Raw genomic sequence first — 14,339 nt, forward strand, 5'->3', positions numbered from 1 at the left:
CTCAGTTTGTCTTAAAATTCTGGCTTTTTTCATATTCGAGCTTGTAATTTCGAATGGCCCTGAATATGGCAGAAGCGATAATGCTTTGGCCATAGTCGCTCGTCAGATAGCGCTGTTCACTCGGATTGCTGATAAAGCCCGTTTCCACGAGAAGAGCCGGCATTGAGGCGTGGAAGAGGACAATAAACCCGGCCTGTTTTACACCGCGGGAATGGCGTTTGGCACGATGGTCGAACTGGTGTTCCAGCATCCCGGCCAGTTTTTCACTGGTAGCCATATAGGCAGAGTTGGCCAATTCATAAATAAGCAGGTCTTCCTCGGTGAGCTCTTCGCTTCTGTCGGGACCCTCTTCAAACCGGATGACGCTGTTTTCCTTTTTCATCACTTCAAAAGCTGCCTGACTCCGGTGAAGTCCCAGGAAATAGACCTCTGTACCGCGGGTATTTCGGTTGCTGAATACGTTGCAGTGGATAGATATAAATAGGTCGCCTTCCGCCTTGTTGGCAATTTCTCCCCGCTCTTCGAGGCCCACGAAGCTGTCGTCCTCACGGGTGTAGACCACTTTTACATCCGGCAGGTACTCATTGATGTAGCCTCCCAGCTTTTTGGATATATCCAGAACCACATCCTTTTCGCGGGTCCCCTTGTAGCCGATGGCCCCCGGATCGTGTCCGCCGTGACCGGGATCAATGACCACGACATCAAACCGGATCTTATCTTTCATCAGCTGGTAGTCATTATCGCTTGAAAAGCCGCCTGAGGGACCTGCCAGCAGGCTGTCCCTTGAAATCGTTAAACTGGACCATATGATCGGGTCGATATTTTCAGCTATTGTTGAAACACGCTCTTCACTGGAAAAGGTAAGCCCCAGCAACAGGTCGCTGCTGTGGCGATCGTGGTACGCATTGGCAATAAAATATTGATCCTCGGGGATATAGAGGTCGACTCCCACGCCCAAAGGATGATTGTAGAAACCGATCTCATCATAGACGACGGTGGTTGTATCGTATTCGATTTCGGAGCTGTTGATCTGCTCGCCATACAGGGTCATCTGGATGAGGTCGGTCCGGGACTGCATAACCTTGAACGAGTCGACTTGCTGTTCGAGATGAAAGCGGACCACATATCCCTCTCCATCGCTCCGTTCAGCGGTCGAAACCCGGTTCAAAATATTGTCGACATCGGCTTGGCCATGAGCCATCCCGCCAAGCAACAGGAAAAAGAGGAGAAAAGGAGTACAAGCTCTTTTAAAAAAAGAGGCGGGACGGAATAAAGTCGAAATTATGTGCTGCACGGTTCTCACTGAATGCTGAAATATATTGCTTTTAGATGATGGTATTTATTAAAGCATATATTTGCATCTAATATATCAAATTTCGCAAAAGGTAATAGTATATGACCGAATACAAGATAATAAGCTTATCCAAAGTAAAAAAATATATCTGTTTTCCTTCTCGGGGACGTTTTAAAAAGGATGCTGATCGAAGGACAAAGACTGAACGAAATTTGAAATCCCAGGTTGTCTCTCATACCTGGGGATACTCGGGGATTGTACCGGGAGGGCACATACACGGTTTGCCAGTCGCTTGTTACAGCGGAAAGAGCTGTCACAGAAATACAAATTCAGTTGATTATATACCGCCAATGACGTACAATACAAATGTATTCCCACCTTAAATTTAGTAATACGGAGGTATAGAGTATGGACAAGAAAACCTTTCTGGACGCTTCGGAGAACGGTGATATTGATGCAATACAGTCAGCCATTCAGGGCGGTATCGACGTAAACACCAGTGACGAACATAAACGCACGGCGTTGATGAAGGCGGCCAAGCACGGCCATGCGGATATTGTACAGCTGTTGTTAAACAAGGGAGCCGATGTGAACATCCGCGATAATCGTGGAACCAGCGCCCTCTACTGGGCCGCAAGCAAGGGGCACAACCATATAGTTAAAATGTTAATTGACCACAAATGCGAGGTCGATATTGTCGACGACCGGGGCTGGTCTGCCAAAGACCAAGCCAACTATTACCATCACGACAGTATCGTGAATTTGCTGGAAGAAGCCGGGGCTTGACACCCGGCATTTTTTATGCAGGGCCTGCGCGATGTTCGGGCAGGCTTTTTTATGGGGATTGGCGCTATTTATGTGTTATGGACCCTTCGATCTTGATCTCTCCCAAAAGGGTCCGGTTGACCGGGCATCGATTTGAAATCTCCAGGAGGCGCTCGATCTGCTCTTCCGAGAGGTCACCCTCTACTATGAGCTCTTTTTCTATAAAATCGATCTTGCTTTTGGGATCATCGCAGTTTTCGCAGTCCTCGTCGTGCCGCTTGTTGTGCCGGAGTTCAACGTACAGGTCCTCTACCGGCCACTCCTTGTGGTTGGCATACATCTTCACTGTCATGAGCGTGCATGATCCCAGGGCCATCAGCAGGTAGTCGTAGGGGTCGGGGCCGGTATCTTTCCCGCCCTTTACGGACTCGGGTTCATCGCCCTTGAGCTGGTGTTTCCCGGCATTGAGGGTTACGGAATAGGTCTCATCTTTTGGCAGAAAGCCGTGTACAATTTTTTGCTTCGAATCGTCAGCCATTGGATCTCTTTTTTGTTAAACTTGTGCCGTCAAGGTAAGAAAATAGGCCGTTTCCCGAAGCCCAAACTTTTTTCAACTTTGGGGTTAAAAAAGGAGTACACGGCCCTGTATGTTTGTTCCTGCGAGATTCCGCGTTCCCTTCTCCATTTTTTTACCACACCATATTAGCCCGAATTTCTCACAAGTATTTCGGATAAAATTACGTCACTTTATGAGTGACAATAACTTATATCATTTAAATTATCATTATTGTCTGGAAAAGGCTGGAAATTGGCCTTTTCCAGCTGCGTTGAAGCACAAATCACCTGTTCAACGTACCGATGTACACCTGCGCAGCCATTTGCCCTTCTCCTTGCTGAAAAACAAATCTCTTGGTGAGGTAAACCCGGGTTAGAACAATCACACTAATTTAATATTCTGGATATCAACAGGTAACACAGGTTTCTTTAATTTGGGATAAATGATTGACAAACCCATGAATAAACGCCCTGTTGATGTTGTCGTCCTCTCGGATCTCCACCTGGGGACGGTGGGCTGCCATGCAGTGGAGCTGGCCCAGTATCTCAATTCCATAGAACCGCGTATCGTGGTGCTGAACGGAGACATCTTCGATATCTGGAATTTTAAAAAGTATTACTGGCCAGACTCCCACATGCAGGTGGTCCGGTGTTTCCTGAGCATGCTGGCCAACGGTACCGATATTTACTACCTGACGGGAAATCATGATGAAGTAATCCGCAAGATATCGCGCCTGCAGATTGGTCCGCTCTTCGTCAGGGACAAACTGGTACTGGAGCTGAACGGGGAAAAAGTCTGGATTTTTCACGGGGATATATTCGACATTACCATGAAACACACCAAGTGGATAGCCAAAATTGGCGGTCAGGGGTACGACCTGTTGATCCTGCTGAACCGTCTAGTGAACTATGTCGGTGAAAAGCTGGGATACGGGAAAATCTCGCTCTCCAAAAAAATAAAGGACAGCGTAAAAAAAGCGGTCAAATTTATTGATGATTTTGAGATATCCGCGATAGAGCTGGCCATCCAGAACAGGTATGATTACGTGATATGCGGTCATATTCACCAGCCGAAGATCAGGGGATTTACGAGTGAGGAGGGATCCGTGATCTATATGAACTCGGGCGACTGGGTCGAAAACCTTACCGCCCTTGAGTTTGACGGACAGGAGTGGTCGATGTACAAATACAACGAGGATCAGTTCATCAATAAAGAAACCACGGTTGAAATTCCTGTCCGTAAATCTGTGAACGAAGTGGCTGTTATAGGATGAAGATATTATACGGAATACAGGGCACCGGTCACGGACATCTGAGCCGGGCCCGGGAATTGCTGCCGGAACTTGGGAGGCACGCAGAGGTGGATGTGCTGATCAGCGGCCACAACTGCCAGCTGAACCTGGAGCGCCCGGTTCGTTATCGAAAGTATGGCATTAGCATGAACTACGACAACACCGGGGGCGTATCGATACTCGAGACGCTGCGCGCGCTTCGCCCCGTCCGCTTCCTTGCCGATATCCATTCCATCCCGGTCCTGGAATATGACCTGGTGATCAGTGATTATGAGCCGGTGACAGCGTGGGCCGCACGAAAGGAAAATGTGCCAAGTGTAGCGCTTAGTCACCAGGCCGCGTTTCTTTCGGAAGAGACGCCGCGCCCCCAAAAGCGGTCGCCGGCGGCCGAGGCGATCCTCAAGCATTTTGCCCCGGCCGATCACGCCATCGGGTTCCATTTCAGGCCGTACGATCGGTTTGTGGAGCCGCCGATCATCCGGTCTGATATTCTTGAGCTGTCGCCCGAACACCAGAATCATATTACGGTTTATCTTCCGGCTTACGACCCGGATCTCCTGATCTCAATATTTCAAAAATTTGATCACCATCAATGGCATGTTTTTTCACCTGATTGCGAGCAGTTTTACCGGAGGAGGAATGTGCTGGTACACCCGGTTGGCAACAACGAGTTTCTCGAAAGTGTTGAAAGCTGTGGCGGGGTCATCAGCAGCTCCGGCTTTGAGATGTGCGCAGAGGCGATGTTTATGGGGAAAAAACTGCTTACGATACCGATCCGGAACCAGTATGAACAGCAGTGCAACGCCGCGGCTATGGAAGAGCTCGGGGTGACGGTCCTGGAGTCGCTCTTTGGGGAGGAAGATCATCTGGAAGAGTGGCTGGAATGCGGGCGGATTATCACCCTGAATGAGGTGGCGAATATCGAGCAGGTGGTTATGGGAATACTCTCCCTGGGTAACGCGGAAAACAGGTCTCCCTCTTTCGTTAAAGAGGAGCAGTTGGTGAGGGAATAAATCGCAGATACAGCCTCATCGAGGAATCAGGAATTGTGAACATCAGTTGCGTTTGGGGACGAATTCGGGCTGAGCTGTTTCATTCCCTATCCACCGGGTAGCTCAATTTCATACCGCTTTTCCAGCAGCTCCAGGTGGTGCCGCTCGTGCCCGGCAATAATGAACGGGATAGCACGGACCGACAGCGAGTAGTTGTTAGCAATACCCGTTCGATTGAGCATCTGTTCGCTGAACCCGGAAAACATCTGAATGTTGGAGGTGCGAAGCCCTTCATATTCTCCCTGTAGATTTTGCAGGCTCCGTTGATTCAAATTGGATTCTCTCACATATGCCTCTTGGTCGTACCCCGGTAATTCTCCCGGGTCGTTGCGGGAGATCGCCAGGGCCCGTACGGAAAAAACGCGTTCGTTGTCGATCAGGTGCCCGATCACCTCTTTGACCGTCCATTTCCCTTCTTTATAGCGGGATAGCGCTTTTTTTTCGTCCAGCGAATCGATGAGTGTACAAACCTCATCCCGCTGTTTGACCAATATATCGATGACATTGCCCGGGGGCAGCTTATCGATATATTTTTGGTAGAATGAACCGTATTCTTCAGTAGCAGGACGGGGATTCCAGATAGATTTCATGGATCCAGTATTGAAATTTATTTTAAGGAGTGTTGAAAAGCCATACCCAAAGTCCCTCTGGAGAAGAGAGACTTAGGGCGAATGAACTTTTGTTTTTAATAAAGCTGGGTCGTTTTTAACGCGATAACCACGTTCGGATTTAATGTACTTCATGAGATTTTATAACGGATTCAGCCGCTTTTTCACCGTCACTGAATGTAGTTTCAGAGTAGGCATATGATATGCCATCTACGGTCTGCCAGTTGGAATAGCGTTCCTCCACATGCACCTGGCTCCCCTCCTGTGGATTGAACTGCTGGTACCGCATGATCCCGGGATAACCGGATTCGGGATCAACCAGATAGGTGATGTTTTTATCATTTATTTTGATGCTGAGCTTTGCGTACTGCGTGCCTTCGACCTCTTCCATACCGATAAACCGGGGATTCAGTTCGTCACTGTTGAGTGCCACGGCCAGGTATTTTCGGTTCAGGCTCTCCCTGAGCGATTGTGCTTGCTGCGGTGGCAGGGGACGTTCCTGGCCCATCATGGACATCGTGCCTTTACCGCCTTCATAGTTCAGCGTGATGGTACCGTTGGGGGTCTCCACCGTCTGGGTAATCGCATCGGGATAGTCCACGGTTTGCGTAACCTGCACGGTCATGCTGCCACCGGGAACATTGGAGCCAAACTGTGTGACTTCCGCCTCCACGGTAACGCTGTCGAGCTGCTGGTCTGGCGCAATGATCGCATCTGACATTTTATCCAGCAGGGCGCGGCCTTTCTGGGCATCACCGGCAACCTCCTCACCGGCGCCATCCTGCCCCGGTTGTGGGATACTGATATCGATTTCGTTGACGGTTCCATATTTTTCAAGCTGGTCTCCGATCTCCTGCTTGTTGCCCACCACCAGGATCTGCATGCTGTCTGGCTTCAGGTACTTTTGTGCCATCTTTTGAACGTCTTCTATGGTGGTGTTGCGGACCCCTTCGATAAACTCTTCAAAAGCGTCGGGCGGCAGTTCTCGGTACTCGTTGGATAGGCGGCGGCTCAACACCTCTTCATAGCTGTCGTACCGGAACACCATTGAATTAAGGAACTGGTCCTTGACATCACGGAGTTCCTCCGGCTGAATCGGTTCCTCCTGCAGGCGCTTGATCTGCTCAATGATCGCGTCGATCGCTTCGGCCGTAGTCGAACTCTTGGTCATCACCCCGGTGTAAAACTGCCCGGGATAGAAGGTGTTCATCTCATAGGAGCCAAATACCGCGTAGGCCAGCCCAAGGTCGGTACGCACCACCTGGAACAGCCGTCCCGAAAAGCCGCCGCTCAGCACTTCATTCATCACCTGCACTTTCGGGTAATCCGGATTGCTGCGCAGCCCGCCGATATGTCCCATCAGCACATAGCTCTGGTTTACATCCGGCTTGTCAACCAGGTTGATCGTGCGGTTGAACTCGTAGTCAATTTCCGGGAAGTCGAGTGCCGTTTTTTGCCCCGCCTCAATGCTGCTGAATGCGTTGCTCAACTGCTTTTTTATCTGATCCGCGTCAAAGTCCCCGACAACACCGACCATCATATTGGCTCCAACAAAGTGATCGCCGTGGAAATTGACCAGGTCCTCCCGCGTGATGTTATCCACCGTCTCGTATTCCGTGAGCCGCCCGTATACCGAGTCCTCCCCGTAGATCAGCCGTTCGAACTCACGGGATCCGATCTGCTGCTGGTTGTCATTGCGTCGTGAAATACTGCTTTTGACCTGCTTCTTTTCAAGCTCAATTTTCTCCTGTGGCAGGGCCGGATTCTGCAGGAGATCCACAAAGATTGGAAGGAGTTCGCTAAAATCCTCCTTCAGTACATTCATGCTGGCTCCGCCGGAGGTAAAACCGATACCCGTCTCCATGCTTGCGGCCCGATTTTCCAGGATTTTATTGAGCGTATCAGCGGGATAGTTCTCGGAGCCGCCCGAGCGGATCACCGAGCCGGTGATGGATGCGAGGCCGGCTTTTTCGTTGGGTACCAGCACGCCGCCGGTGCGAATGTTGACGGAGAGATCGATGAGCGGGAGCTCGTCATCTTCCACCAGGAAAACCCTGATGCCGTTGTCCAGCGTAAAGGTCTCTACTTCCGGGCGCTGGAACTCATTTAGTTCGGGGAAGTTGAGCTCGTCGTACCGTTTTTGGGCATGCACAGTTGCAAGTCCTGCGCACAAGATCAGAACTACAAGACTGGTAAACCGTTTCATCATTCGTTCTCCTGACTGGTTCATGAGATTCACGTTACTCTTCTTATCAGTTTGCATCGGCGACCTCCTCTGACTGTGACTGTTCTTCGTTCCTGATGATACCAACGGTGCGATTGTCTTTGGTAAAGTAGGTCTGCGCTACGCGTTGCAGGTCCTCCAGCGTGACCGCCTGCAGGTCGTCGAGGTCGGTAAATACACTGCGCCAGTCGCCTTTTTGAGCTTCGGCAGCGGCGAAGGCGCGGGCCAGCCCGGTGTTGGAGTCAAGGCTGCGGATCAGGTTGGCACGGGCGTTGGTCTTGGCCCGTTCCAGTTCAGCCCGGGTGATGTCACCGTTCTTGATTTTTTCGATCTCCTCGTAGATGGTCGTCTCCACCGTATCCAGGCTGACGCCCTGGTTGGGAACCGCCAGTGTCATGAACATCGTCTCAAACTTGGTGCCGGGAAACCCGTTGAACGCCGAAACCTGCAGGGCGGTCTGCTCATCCTCTACCATGCGCTGGTAAAGACGGGAGGTACGACCCTCGGAAATAACGCTGCCTAAAAGCTGAAGCGCTTCAAAGTCGGGGTGATCCTGCGCCACGGTGTGATAGCCCATCAGGAAGATCGGCTGGTTCTGCTCGATCATCTCAAACCGGCGCTCCCCCCGCTGTTCCGGCTCCTCGGTATAAACGGGCGGGGGTTCCGGACCTTCCGGTAGGTCACCAAAATAGGTTTCGGCCAGCTCTTTTATTTCATCGGGATTCACATCCCCCGCGAGGGCGATCGTGATGTTGTTGGGGACGTAGTACGTGTCGTAGAACTGGCGGGCATCCTCCATTGTGGTGGCAGTGATGTCGGAATCCCAGCCGACCACCGGGCGCCCGTAGGGATGGGCTGTGTAGGCCACCGCCAGAAATTCTTCCACCAAACGTCCGACCGGGCTCGACTCGGTGCGCATGCGGCGCTCTTCGCGGACGACCTCTTTTTCAACATAAAACTCGCGGAATACCGGGTTCTTAAAACGGTCCGATTCCAGGCTGAACCACAGTTCGGTCCGGTTTTCCGGGAGGCTGTAAAAATAGACCGTCTGGTCGGCGCCGGTCCCGGCATTGAGGCCGGTCCCCCCGTTGCGTTCGATAATCTGTGAAAACTCGTTGTTGACCACGTACTGCTTTGCCTCCTCCTGCTGCTGCTGAAACTGCTCCCAGAGGGTGGAGAGCCGGGCAGAGTCCGGAGTGGCGCTGTACTTCTCACTGAGCCACTGCCGGTAGGTTTGGTCCAGCTTTTCCAGGACTTTTTTCTCCTTTTCCCAGTCAGTGGTGCCGATGTAATGGGTACCCTTGAACGCCATGTGCTCAAAAATATGGGCGATGCCGGTGTGCCCCACCGGTTCGTTGGCCCCGCCGACATCAACGTAGGTCACAAAGCTGACTACCGGCGCGATCGGTCGCTCGACGACGAGGAATGTAAGGCCGTTGTCAAGGGTGAACTCGGTTACTTTTTCTTCGAAATCTTCAAGAGATTGCGCCCCGGCATTGAACCCCGTAGAAAAGAGCAGCAACGCAAGGCAGATAGTGAGGAGCAGGTTGTTAGACTTCATGCGTCTCCTGATTGGATTAATGTTTGAAGTTGGATGAGAATTGTTGAGCTGCTTGAATAAATATGCAAAAAAATTGTACCTCATGAATTCTAAACATTGAAATGATAAAATAATGATCGAGATAAAACTGTCAACTGGCGATTGTTCTCGCATACACTCGTTGTGAATTAACGAAAAATTGCTTCAGGTGTTACAATTTGCCGGGAGATCAGTCAAAAAAACGAAGTGATCTTGTTACAGATCTGTTCAGAATTGATTTTTGGTGTGATTGTGAATCTCTATTAGTTGGATGCAGTACCAGTATCCTGCAGCGAGTTTTCCGGTTGATGCAGCTCGCTACCTGTTAGATCATTCCGGAGAGATGACAGAATGTAATTTGACCGTATTCAGGGAATTGTAGCCGGTAACAATAGCTTTCTAGAAGGCTTTGCAAACCCCTCGTTTCCGCCTGGCAAAATAGCAGGTTCTGCAAAGGTCCCTCCGAATTATTAAAAAGGGCTTCTATTTTCATATCAAAAAGTATTCAAAGGTGAAGCTGAAGAATTTATAACATTTTGATAAGTGCTTTTATCAGCACGCTGAAATCAGTGGTTCGGAGGCCGGCAGCCTCGGCGACCTCCTCGTGGCTCAACTTGCCGTGGTTGACTCCCGTCGCCATGTTACTGATCAGTGAAATTGCGACGGTTTTGATGCCGAGCCGGGCTGCTTCCGTCAGTTCCGGGACGGTACTCATTCCCACCGCATCGGCTCCCATAGTGCGAAAAGCGCGAATTTCAGCCTTGGTTTCATAGTTGGGGCCCTTGGCATAGAGGTACGTTCCCTGCCGGGTAACGATGTCCCGTTCCGCCGCCAGCTTACGAACGCGGTCCACCCACGGGCGATGTGAATAGCGAAACTTTGCGTGCCCCGTTGGAGAGACAGCGTGGTTCTGGCGTATTATATCCTCAATCACCATCAGGTCGCCCACCGAAAAAGTGGTGTTGATGGCGCCCGCAGCGTTGGAGATAATCAGCTTTTCCGCGTCGAGAGCCCGGGCCAGGTATACCGGCAGGGCGGTCTGTTCAAAAGAGAAGCCCTCGTAATGGTGGAACCGCCCCGAAAAAGCGATAACGTTGCTGCTGCCAACCTTCCCGCAGATCAGATTTCCCCTATGTCCCTCGACAGAAGTTGTGGGAAAGCGGGGAATATCAGCATAGGGGATCGCGCCCGTAATGTCGATCTGACCGGTAAAGTCACCCAGACCCGAACCCAGTATGATAACGGATGTTGGAGCATCCGGAACTCCTTTCCTGAACAGGTATCGTGTAATTTCACTGATATAATCAGGAATCGGCATCGGCGGCGATCTTTTCGATCGTGTAGCCTTTTTTTTCACTGTAGTCACTCAGGCGGAAGAGGGGATGGTGACTGTCGTGATAACCCATGATGATATAATCTTCCTCATATGCCTTTTCCAATATTCGTTTTCGTATTTCCATGCTGCGTTCCGGTTCGAAGTCGTATTTGGCGGCAAACTTCCGGTTAACCTCGCCGCGCACGGCCAGCACGTCACCGGCCATCATGTACCGGGATTCTCCATCATCAAACCAGATTATTTGGGAGTGCTCGGTATGGCCGCCTACTTCCTCCACCGTAATTTCCGGGTAGGGGGCCGCCTGCTCATCCAAAAAATGAAGATCGGCCCGGGCATCGACAAAGTGCAGGAACTGGGTCTTCTCATCGTCGTAGTAGGTGTCTTTTTGAGTGGCCTGCTGCCAGGCCCGGCCCGAAACCCAGAGCCGGGCATCGGGAAATGTCAGTTCCCAGAATCCTGAGCTGCGTCCCGCGAGTCCGCCGATGTGATCGTAATGCAGATGGCTGCAGATGATGTCGGTGATTTCATAGTCGGCGACCCCGTGGGTTGATAGATTTTCCTTGATGGTTTCAGTGGTGGTACCTTCTCCAAAATCGCCGATACCCACATCAAACAGGTAGTTCCTGGTTTCGGTTTTGATCAAAAAGGGGTTCAGGGATATTTTAAGGGCTCCCTTCGCCGGGGGATCGTCACGATCAATTCTATTAAATTTTTTGTCGGTGCCCACGCTGAAGGTGCCTTCGTAAAGCGGGTGGACTGTTGCGCTGGTTTTTGTTCCGGGTTGTTCTGCCATTAAAAGATCCAGTGCTGAATATTAGTTTTTGCTCCGGCCTGACATTTCAACATTCAAAAAAGTGTGAAGCCGAGGCTACTTGCCACGGTCGTTCTTTGATTCATGCCGGTCGTAGGCGTCAATAATTTCGCGAACCAGCCGGTGCCGAACTACATCGTCTTGATTGAGATAGACAAAGCGGATGCCGTCGATATCTTTGAGGATATCCTGGATTGAGATCAGTCCGGAGTGTCTTTTTTGGGGAAGGTCGGTTTGTGTAATATCGCCGGTGATGATCGCCTTGCTGTTAAACCCGATGCGGGTCAGGAACATCTTCATCTGCATGTTGGTGGCGTTCTGGGCTTCATCCAGGATAACGAAAGCGTTGTTGAGGGTACGACCGCGCATGTACGCCAGCGGAGCAATTTCGATCACATTTTTGGCCAGGTGCAGTTCCAGCCGGTCATACTCGATCATCTCCTCGAGCGCATCGTAGAGCGGGCGCAGGTAGGGGTCGATCTTTTCGCGGAGATCGCCGGGCAGGAATCCGAGTGTTTCGCCGGCTTCCACCGCCGGGCGGGCCAAAATGATTTTTTTAACCTGCCGGGACTTGAGCGCCCGGACCGCCAGTGCCACCGAAGTATAGGTTTTGCCCGTTCCGGCGGGACCGATGGCAAAAACGATATCATTCTGCTCAGAAGCTTCTACGATCTCTTTCTGTCCGGGCGTTTTGGCCGTAATGGTCTGGCCGGACTGAGAGTTCAGGATAAAATCTTCCGAGGTACCGGACGGCCCGCGCAGCGGGTTGGTTGTGGTGGTTGTCGAGTCGCCACCCGTTTTAAGGGCAAGAACGGTGTCGACATCACCGGTGGTCAGGTCGCCATTTCGGTCGACCATGTCGATAAGCTCTTCAAGCACTTCTGCCAGCTCATCAAGATCTTTTTCCGGCCCCTTCAGTTTGATGCTGCGGCCTCGCACGGTAATGGTGGTATCCGGGAATGCCTTTTCAAGTTTGGTGAGATGCTCATCCTCAAAACCAAGGACAAGGACAGGTTCTACATCTTCTATATGAATGGTCTCTTCACCGATGTTCTGTTCTGTCGCGATAGGCGTTCCTCAACACATTTAATTACACTTAATTCACGGGCTTTGGGAAACCGCAGGTTACCCTTTTTGTTCAGGGAATTGAATTTGGGCAAACGCCATGGTTTCCAAAACCAATTTCAAAAATAAAGATAAGGATTTATGTGAAATGTATTAAAAAAATTGTGAGTGAAGAAGATCGCCGATCCGAATGTTCTGCATGTCATGCAGCTGGCATGTCACCGGTTCCTATACCCACTCCTGGCTTCCCGCGACAGCCTTTTTTTGAAGCACTTGAATGCGTTTGGGGATATTTTTCGCCTTGAAAACGGCGCTGCCGGCCACCAGTACGTCGGCCCCGGCGCGGGTCACCTTCTCAATATTTTCAGAGTTTACCCCACCGTCTACTGATATCAGGTAGTTGAAGTTGCCCTCTCTGCGCCAGGCAGCCATTTTTTTCAGTCGGTCATAGGTATTGGGAATAAAATCTTGTCCGCCAAAACCGGGATTGACGCTCATAATCAATACCAGGTCCACCAGATCAAGTACGGGTTCTATGTTTCGGAGAGAGGTGGCCGGATTTACCGCCACTCCCGCCAGCGCCCCGTGCTGCCTGATCACCTGCAGGGTCCGGTGCAGGTGCGTACAGGTTTCAAAGTGAACCGTAATTTGATCGGCTCCCGCATCAATAAAATCTTCGAGGTAGCGGTCGGGCTGCTCAATCATCAGGTGTACATCCAGGAACAGGTCGGTAACCCGGCCGACCGCCTCAATAATTCCGGGCCCGAATGTGATATTGGGTACAAAATGGCCGTCCATGCTGTCGCAGTGGATCCATTGCGCCCCCCCCTGCTCGCACTTGTTAATCTGTTCGGCCAGATTGGCGTAGTCAGAGGCCAGTATTGAAGGTGCCAGTACCGGGAGTGTAAAATCCATTTGTTAATTTTGTTCGTTTTGCTGGAGGGTATCAGATTCAATGTAGGTGGTATCTGCCTGAACCGCCCCCGATTCGCTCTCCTCTTTGACGTCGAACCGTTCAGAGACAACAAGGTTTATCGTTTCGCCCTCCACCACCTGATCCTCCCGGGGAGTATAATCAAGCACGAAGTTAGGCTCAACCTCTTTGCTGGGCTGAAAGCGGAGCTCTCCCACCCGCAACCCTGCCTCCCGCAGTTTTTGCTGGGATTCGGTAAGGCGAAGGCCGACAATGTCCGGAACGTCAACCATCTTTTCTCCCAGTCCGTCGCTCACGACCAGGTCCACGACGGTTCCCTTGTCAACCGTTCGGCCGGGCTCAATCGACTGGCGCATCACGCTGTTCTTGAATCTCGAGGACTCATAACTGACCGTTCCCACGGCAAGTCCGTAATTTTGAAGCTGGATTTTTGCGTTCCTGAACGAGAGATCCTCCACCTTGGGTACCGTCACCGTGGGGTTGGATTCAGTATTTACCGTGAGATATATTTTTCGATTTGGTTTTACTATTTCAGCAGGAATCGGGGTCTGGTCTATCACGTAATTTGCGGGAAAGGCCATGTTTGCCCGGCGGTCGGTTACCTCGTATCTCAGGCCGTAGGAGGTCAGCAGTTCCTCCGCCTCATCAAGAGACAGCTCACGCACGTCCGGTACAGTCACCCCTTCGTAGTAATTGGTGTATTCAGGCATGACATATTCGTCGAGGACCAGTAACAGTCCTGATCCCACAAGTATTACGCTCAAAAGCGTAACGTAGAATTTTTTGCTGGTTAGTATGTCTTTCAGGTAATGTAGCATGATATC

At 51.1% G+C, this 14,339-nt stretch carries 14 protein-coding genes; 4 read left to right on the plus strand and 10 right to left on the minus strand.

The genetic code is table 11. The annotated features are described in order from the left end of the window. Position 1: 1 nt before the first annotated feature. The gene (locus ACG2F4_RS02615) at positions 2 to 1,201 is read right to left on the minus strand and encodes an N-acetylmuramoyl-L-alanine amidase (protein ID WP_395258033.1); all 1,200 of its coding nucleotides are present in this window, start codon (positions 1,199 to 1,201) and stop codon (positions 2 to 4) included. Positions 1,202 to 1,702: 501 nt separating this feature from the next. Here ACG2F4_RS02615 and ACG2F4_RS02620 point away from each other — a divergent pair. Further along, positions 1,703 to 2,080, plus strand: coding sequence for an ankyrin repeat domain-containing protein (locus ACG2F4_RS02620; RefSeq protein ID WP_395258035.1), 378 nt, complete (start codon positions 1,703 to 1,705; stop codon positions 2,078 to 2,080). A 64-nt stretch (positions 2,081 to 2,144) separates the two neighbouring features. Here the strand turns inward: ACG2F4_RS02620 and ACG2F4_RS02625 are convergent, their stop codons facing one another. Beyond that, positions 2,145 to 2,597 carry an OsmC family protein gene (locus ACG2F4_RS02625; RefSeq protein WP_395258037.1) on the minus strand — a complete coding sequence of 151 codons (453 nt, stop codon included), beginning with the start codon at positions 2,595 to 2,597 and terminating at the stop codon, positions 2,145 to 2,147. 211 nt (positions 2,598 to 2,808) lie between these two features. Here ACG2F4_RS02625 and ACG2F4_RS02630 point away from each other — a divergent pair, with 211 nt between their 5' ends. The 3 genes from ACG2F4_RS02630 (at position 2,809) to ACG2F4_RS02640 (ending at position 4,919) form a co-directional block, all read left to right on the plus strand. After that, positions 2,809 to 2,991, plus strand: a complete 183-nt coding sequence (locus tag ACG2F4_RS02630; RefSeq protein ID WP_395258039.1) for a hypothetical protein — start codon at positions 2,809 to 2,811, stop codon at positions 2,989 to 2,991. Between the two features lie 81 nt (positions 2,992 to 3,072). After that, entirely contained in the window at positions 3,073 to 3,888 is an 816-nt protein-coding gene (locus ACG2F4_RS02635; RefSeq protein ID WP_395258041.1) for a UDP-2,3-diacylglucosamine diphosphatase, read from the plus strand. Further along, positions 3,885 to 4,919, plus strand: coding sequence for a glycosyltransferase family protein (locus ACG2F4_RS02640; protein WP_395258044.1), 1,035 nt, complete (start codon positions 3,885 to 3,887; stop codon positions 4,917 to 4,919). The genes ACG2F4_RS02635 and ACG2F4_RS02640 overlap by 4 nt, the downstream gene beginning before the upstream one ends. A gap of 86 nt (positions 4,920 to 5,005) precedes the next feature. Here the strand turns inward: ACG2F4_RS02640 and ACG2F4_RS02645 are convergent, their stop codons facing one another. From ACG2F4_RS02645 to ACG2F4_RS02680, 8 genes are all read right to left on the minus strand, one after another. Further along, the gene (locus ACG2F4_RS02645; protein ID WP_395258046.1) at positions 5,006 to 5,548 is read right to left on the minus strand and encodes a DinB family protein; all 543 of its coding nucleotides are present in this window, start codon (positions 5,546 to 5,548) and stop codon (positions 5,006 to 5,008) included. Positions 5,549 to 5,687: 139 nt separating this feature from the next. Then, positions 5,688 to 7,796, minus strand: a complete 2,109-nt coding sequence (locus ACG2F4_RS02650; protein ID WP_395258049.1) for a M16 family metallopeptidase — start codon at positions 7,794 to 7,796, stop codon at positions 5,688 to 5,690. Between the two features lie 22 nt (positions 7,797 to 7,818). Continuing rightward, positions 7,819 to 9,351, minus strand: coding sequence for a M16 family metallopeptidase (locus ACG2F4_RS02655; RefSeq protein ID WP_395258052.1), 1,533 nt, complete (start codon positions 9,349 to 9,351; stop codon positions 7,819 to 7,821). Positions 9,352 to 9,895: 544 nt separating this feature from the next. Beyond that, on the minus strand, positions 9,896 to 10,687 hold the full coding sequence (locus tag ACG2F4_RS02660; protein ID WP_395258054.1) for a purine-nucleoside phosphorylase: 792 nt from the start codon (positions 10,685 to 10,687) through the stop codon (positions 9,896 to 9,898). Then, the gene (locus ACG2F4_RS02665) at positions 10,674 to 11,498 is read right to left on the minus strand and encodes an MBL fold metallo-hydrolase (protein WP_395258057.1); all 825 of its coding nucleotides are present in this window, start codon (positions 11,496 to 11,498) and stop codon (positions 10,674 to 10,676) included. Before ACG2F4_RS02665 ends, ACG2F4_RS02660 begins: the two co-directional genes overlap by 14 nt. A 75-nt stretch (positions 11,499 to 11,573) precedes the next feature. Then, positions 11,574 to 12,566 (minus strand): PhoH family protein, encoded by a 993-nt coding sequence (locus tag ACG2F4_RS02670; protein ID WP_395258173.1) that lies wholly within the window; start codon positions 12,564 to 12,566, stop codon positions 11,574 to 11,576. Positions 12,567 to 12,809: 243 nt separating this feature from the next. Beyond that, a complete protein-coding gene (rpe, locus tag ACG2F4_RS02675) occupies positions 12,810 to 13,496 on the minus strand; it encodes a ribulose-phosphate 3-epimerase (RefSeq protein WP_395258059.1) in 687 nt (228 codons plus the stop codon). A 3-nt stretch (positions 13,497 to 13,499) separates the two neighbouring features. Next, on the minus strand, positions 13,500 to 14,333 hold the full coding sequence (locus ACG2F4_RS02680) for a PASTA domain-containing protein (RefSeq protein ID WP_395258062.1): 834 nt from the start codon (positions 14,331 to 14,333) through the stop codon (positions 13,500 to 13,502). Positions 14,334 to 14,339: the final 6 nt, after the last annotated feature.

The organism is Halalkalibaculum sp. DA3122 (assembly GCF_043951865.1).
GTDB lineage: Bacteria > Bacteroidota > Rhodothermia > Balneolales > Balneolaceae > JAMQKA01.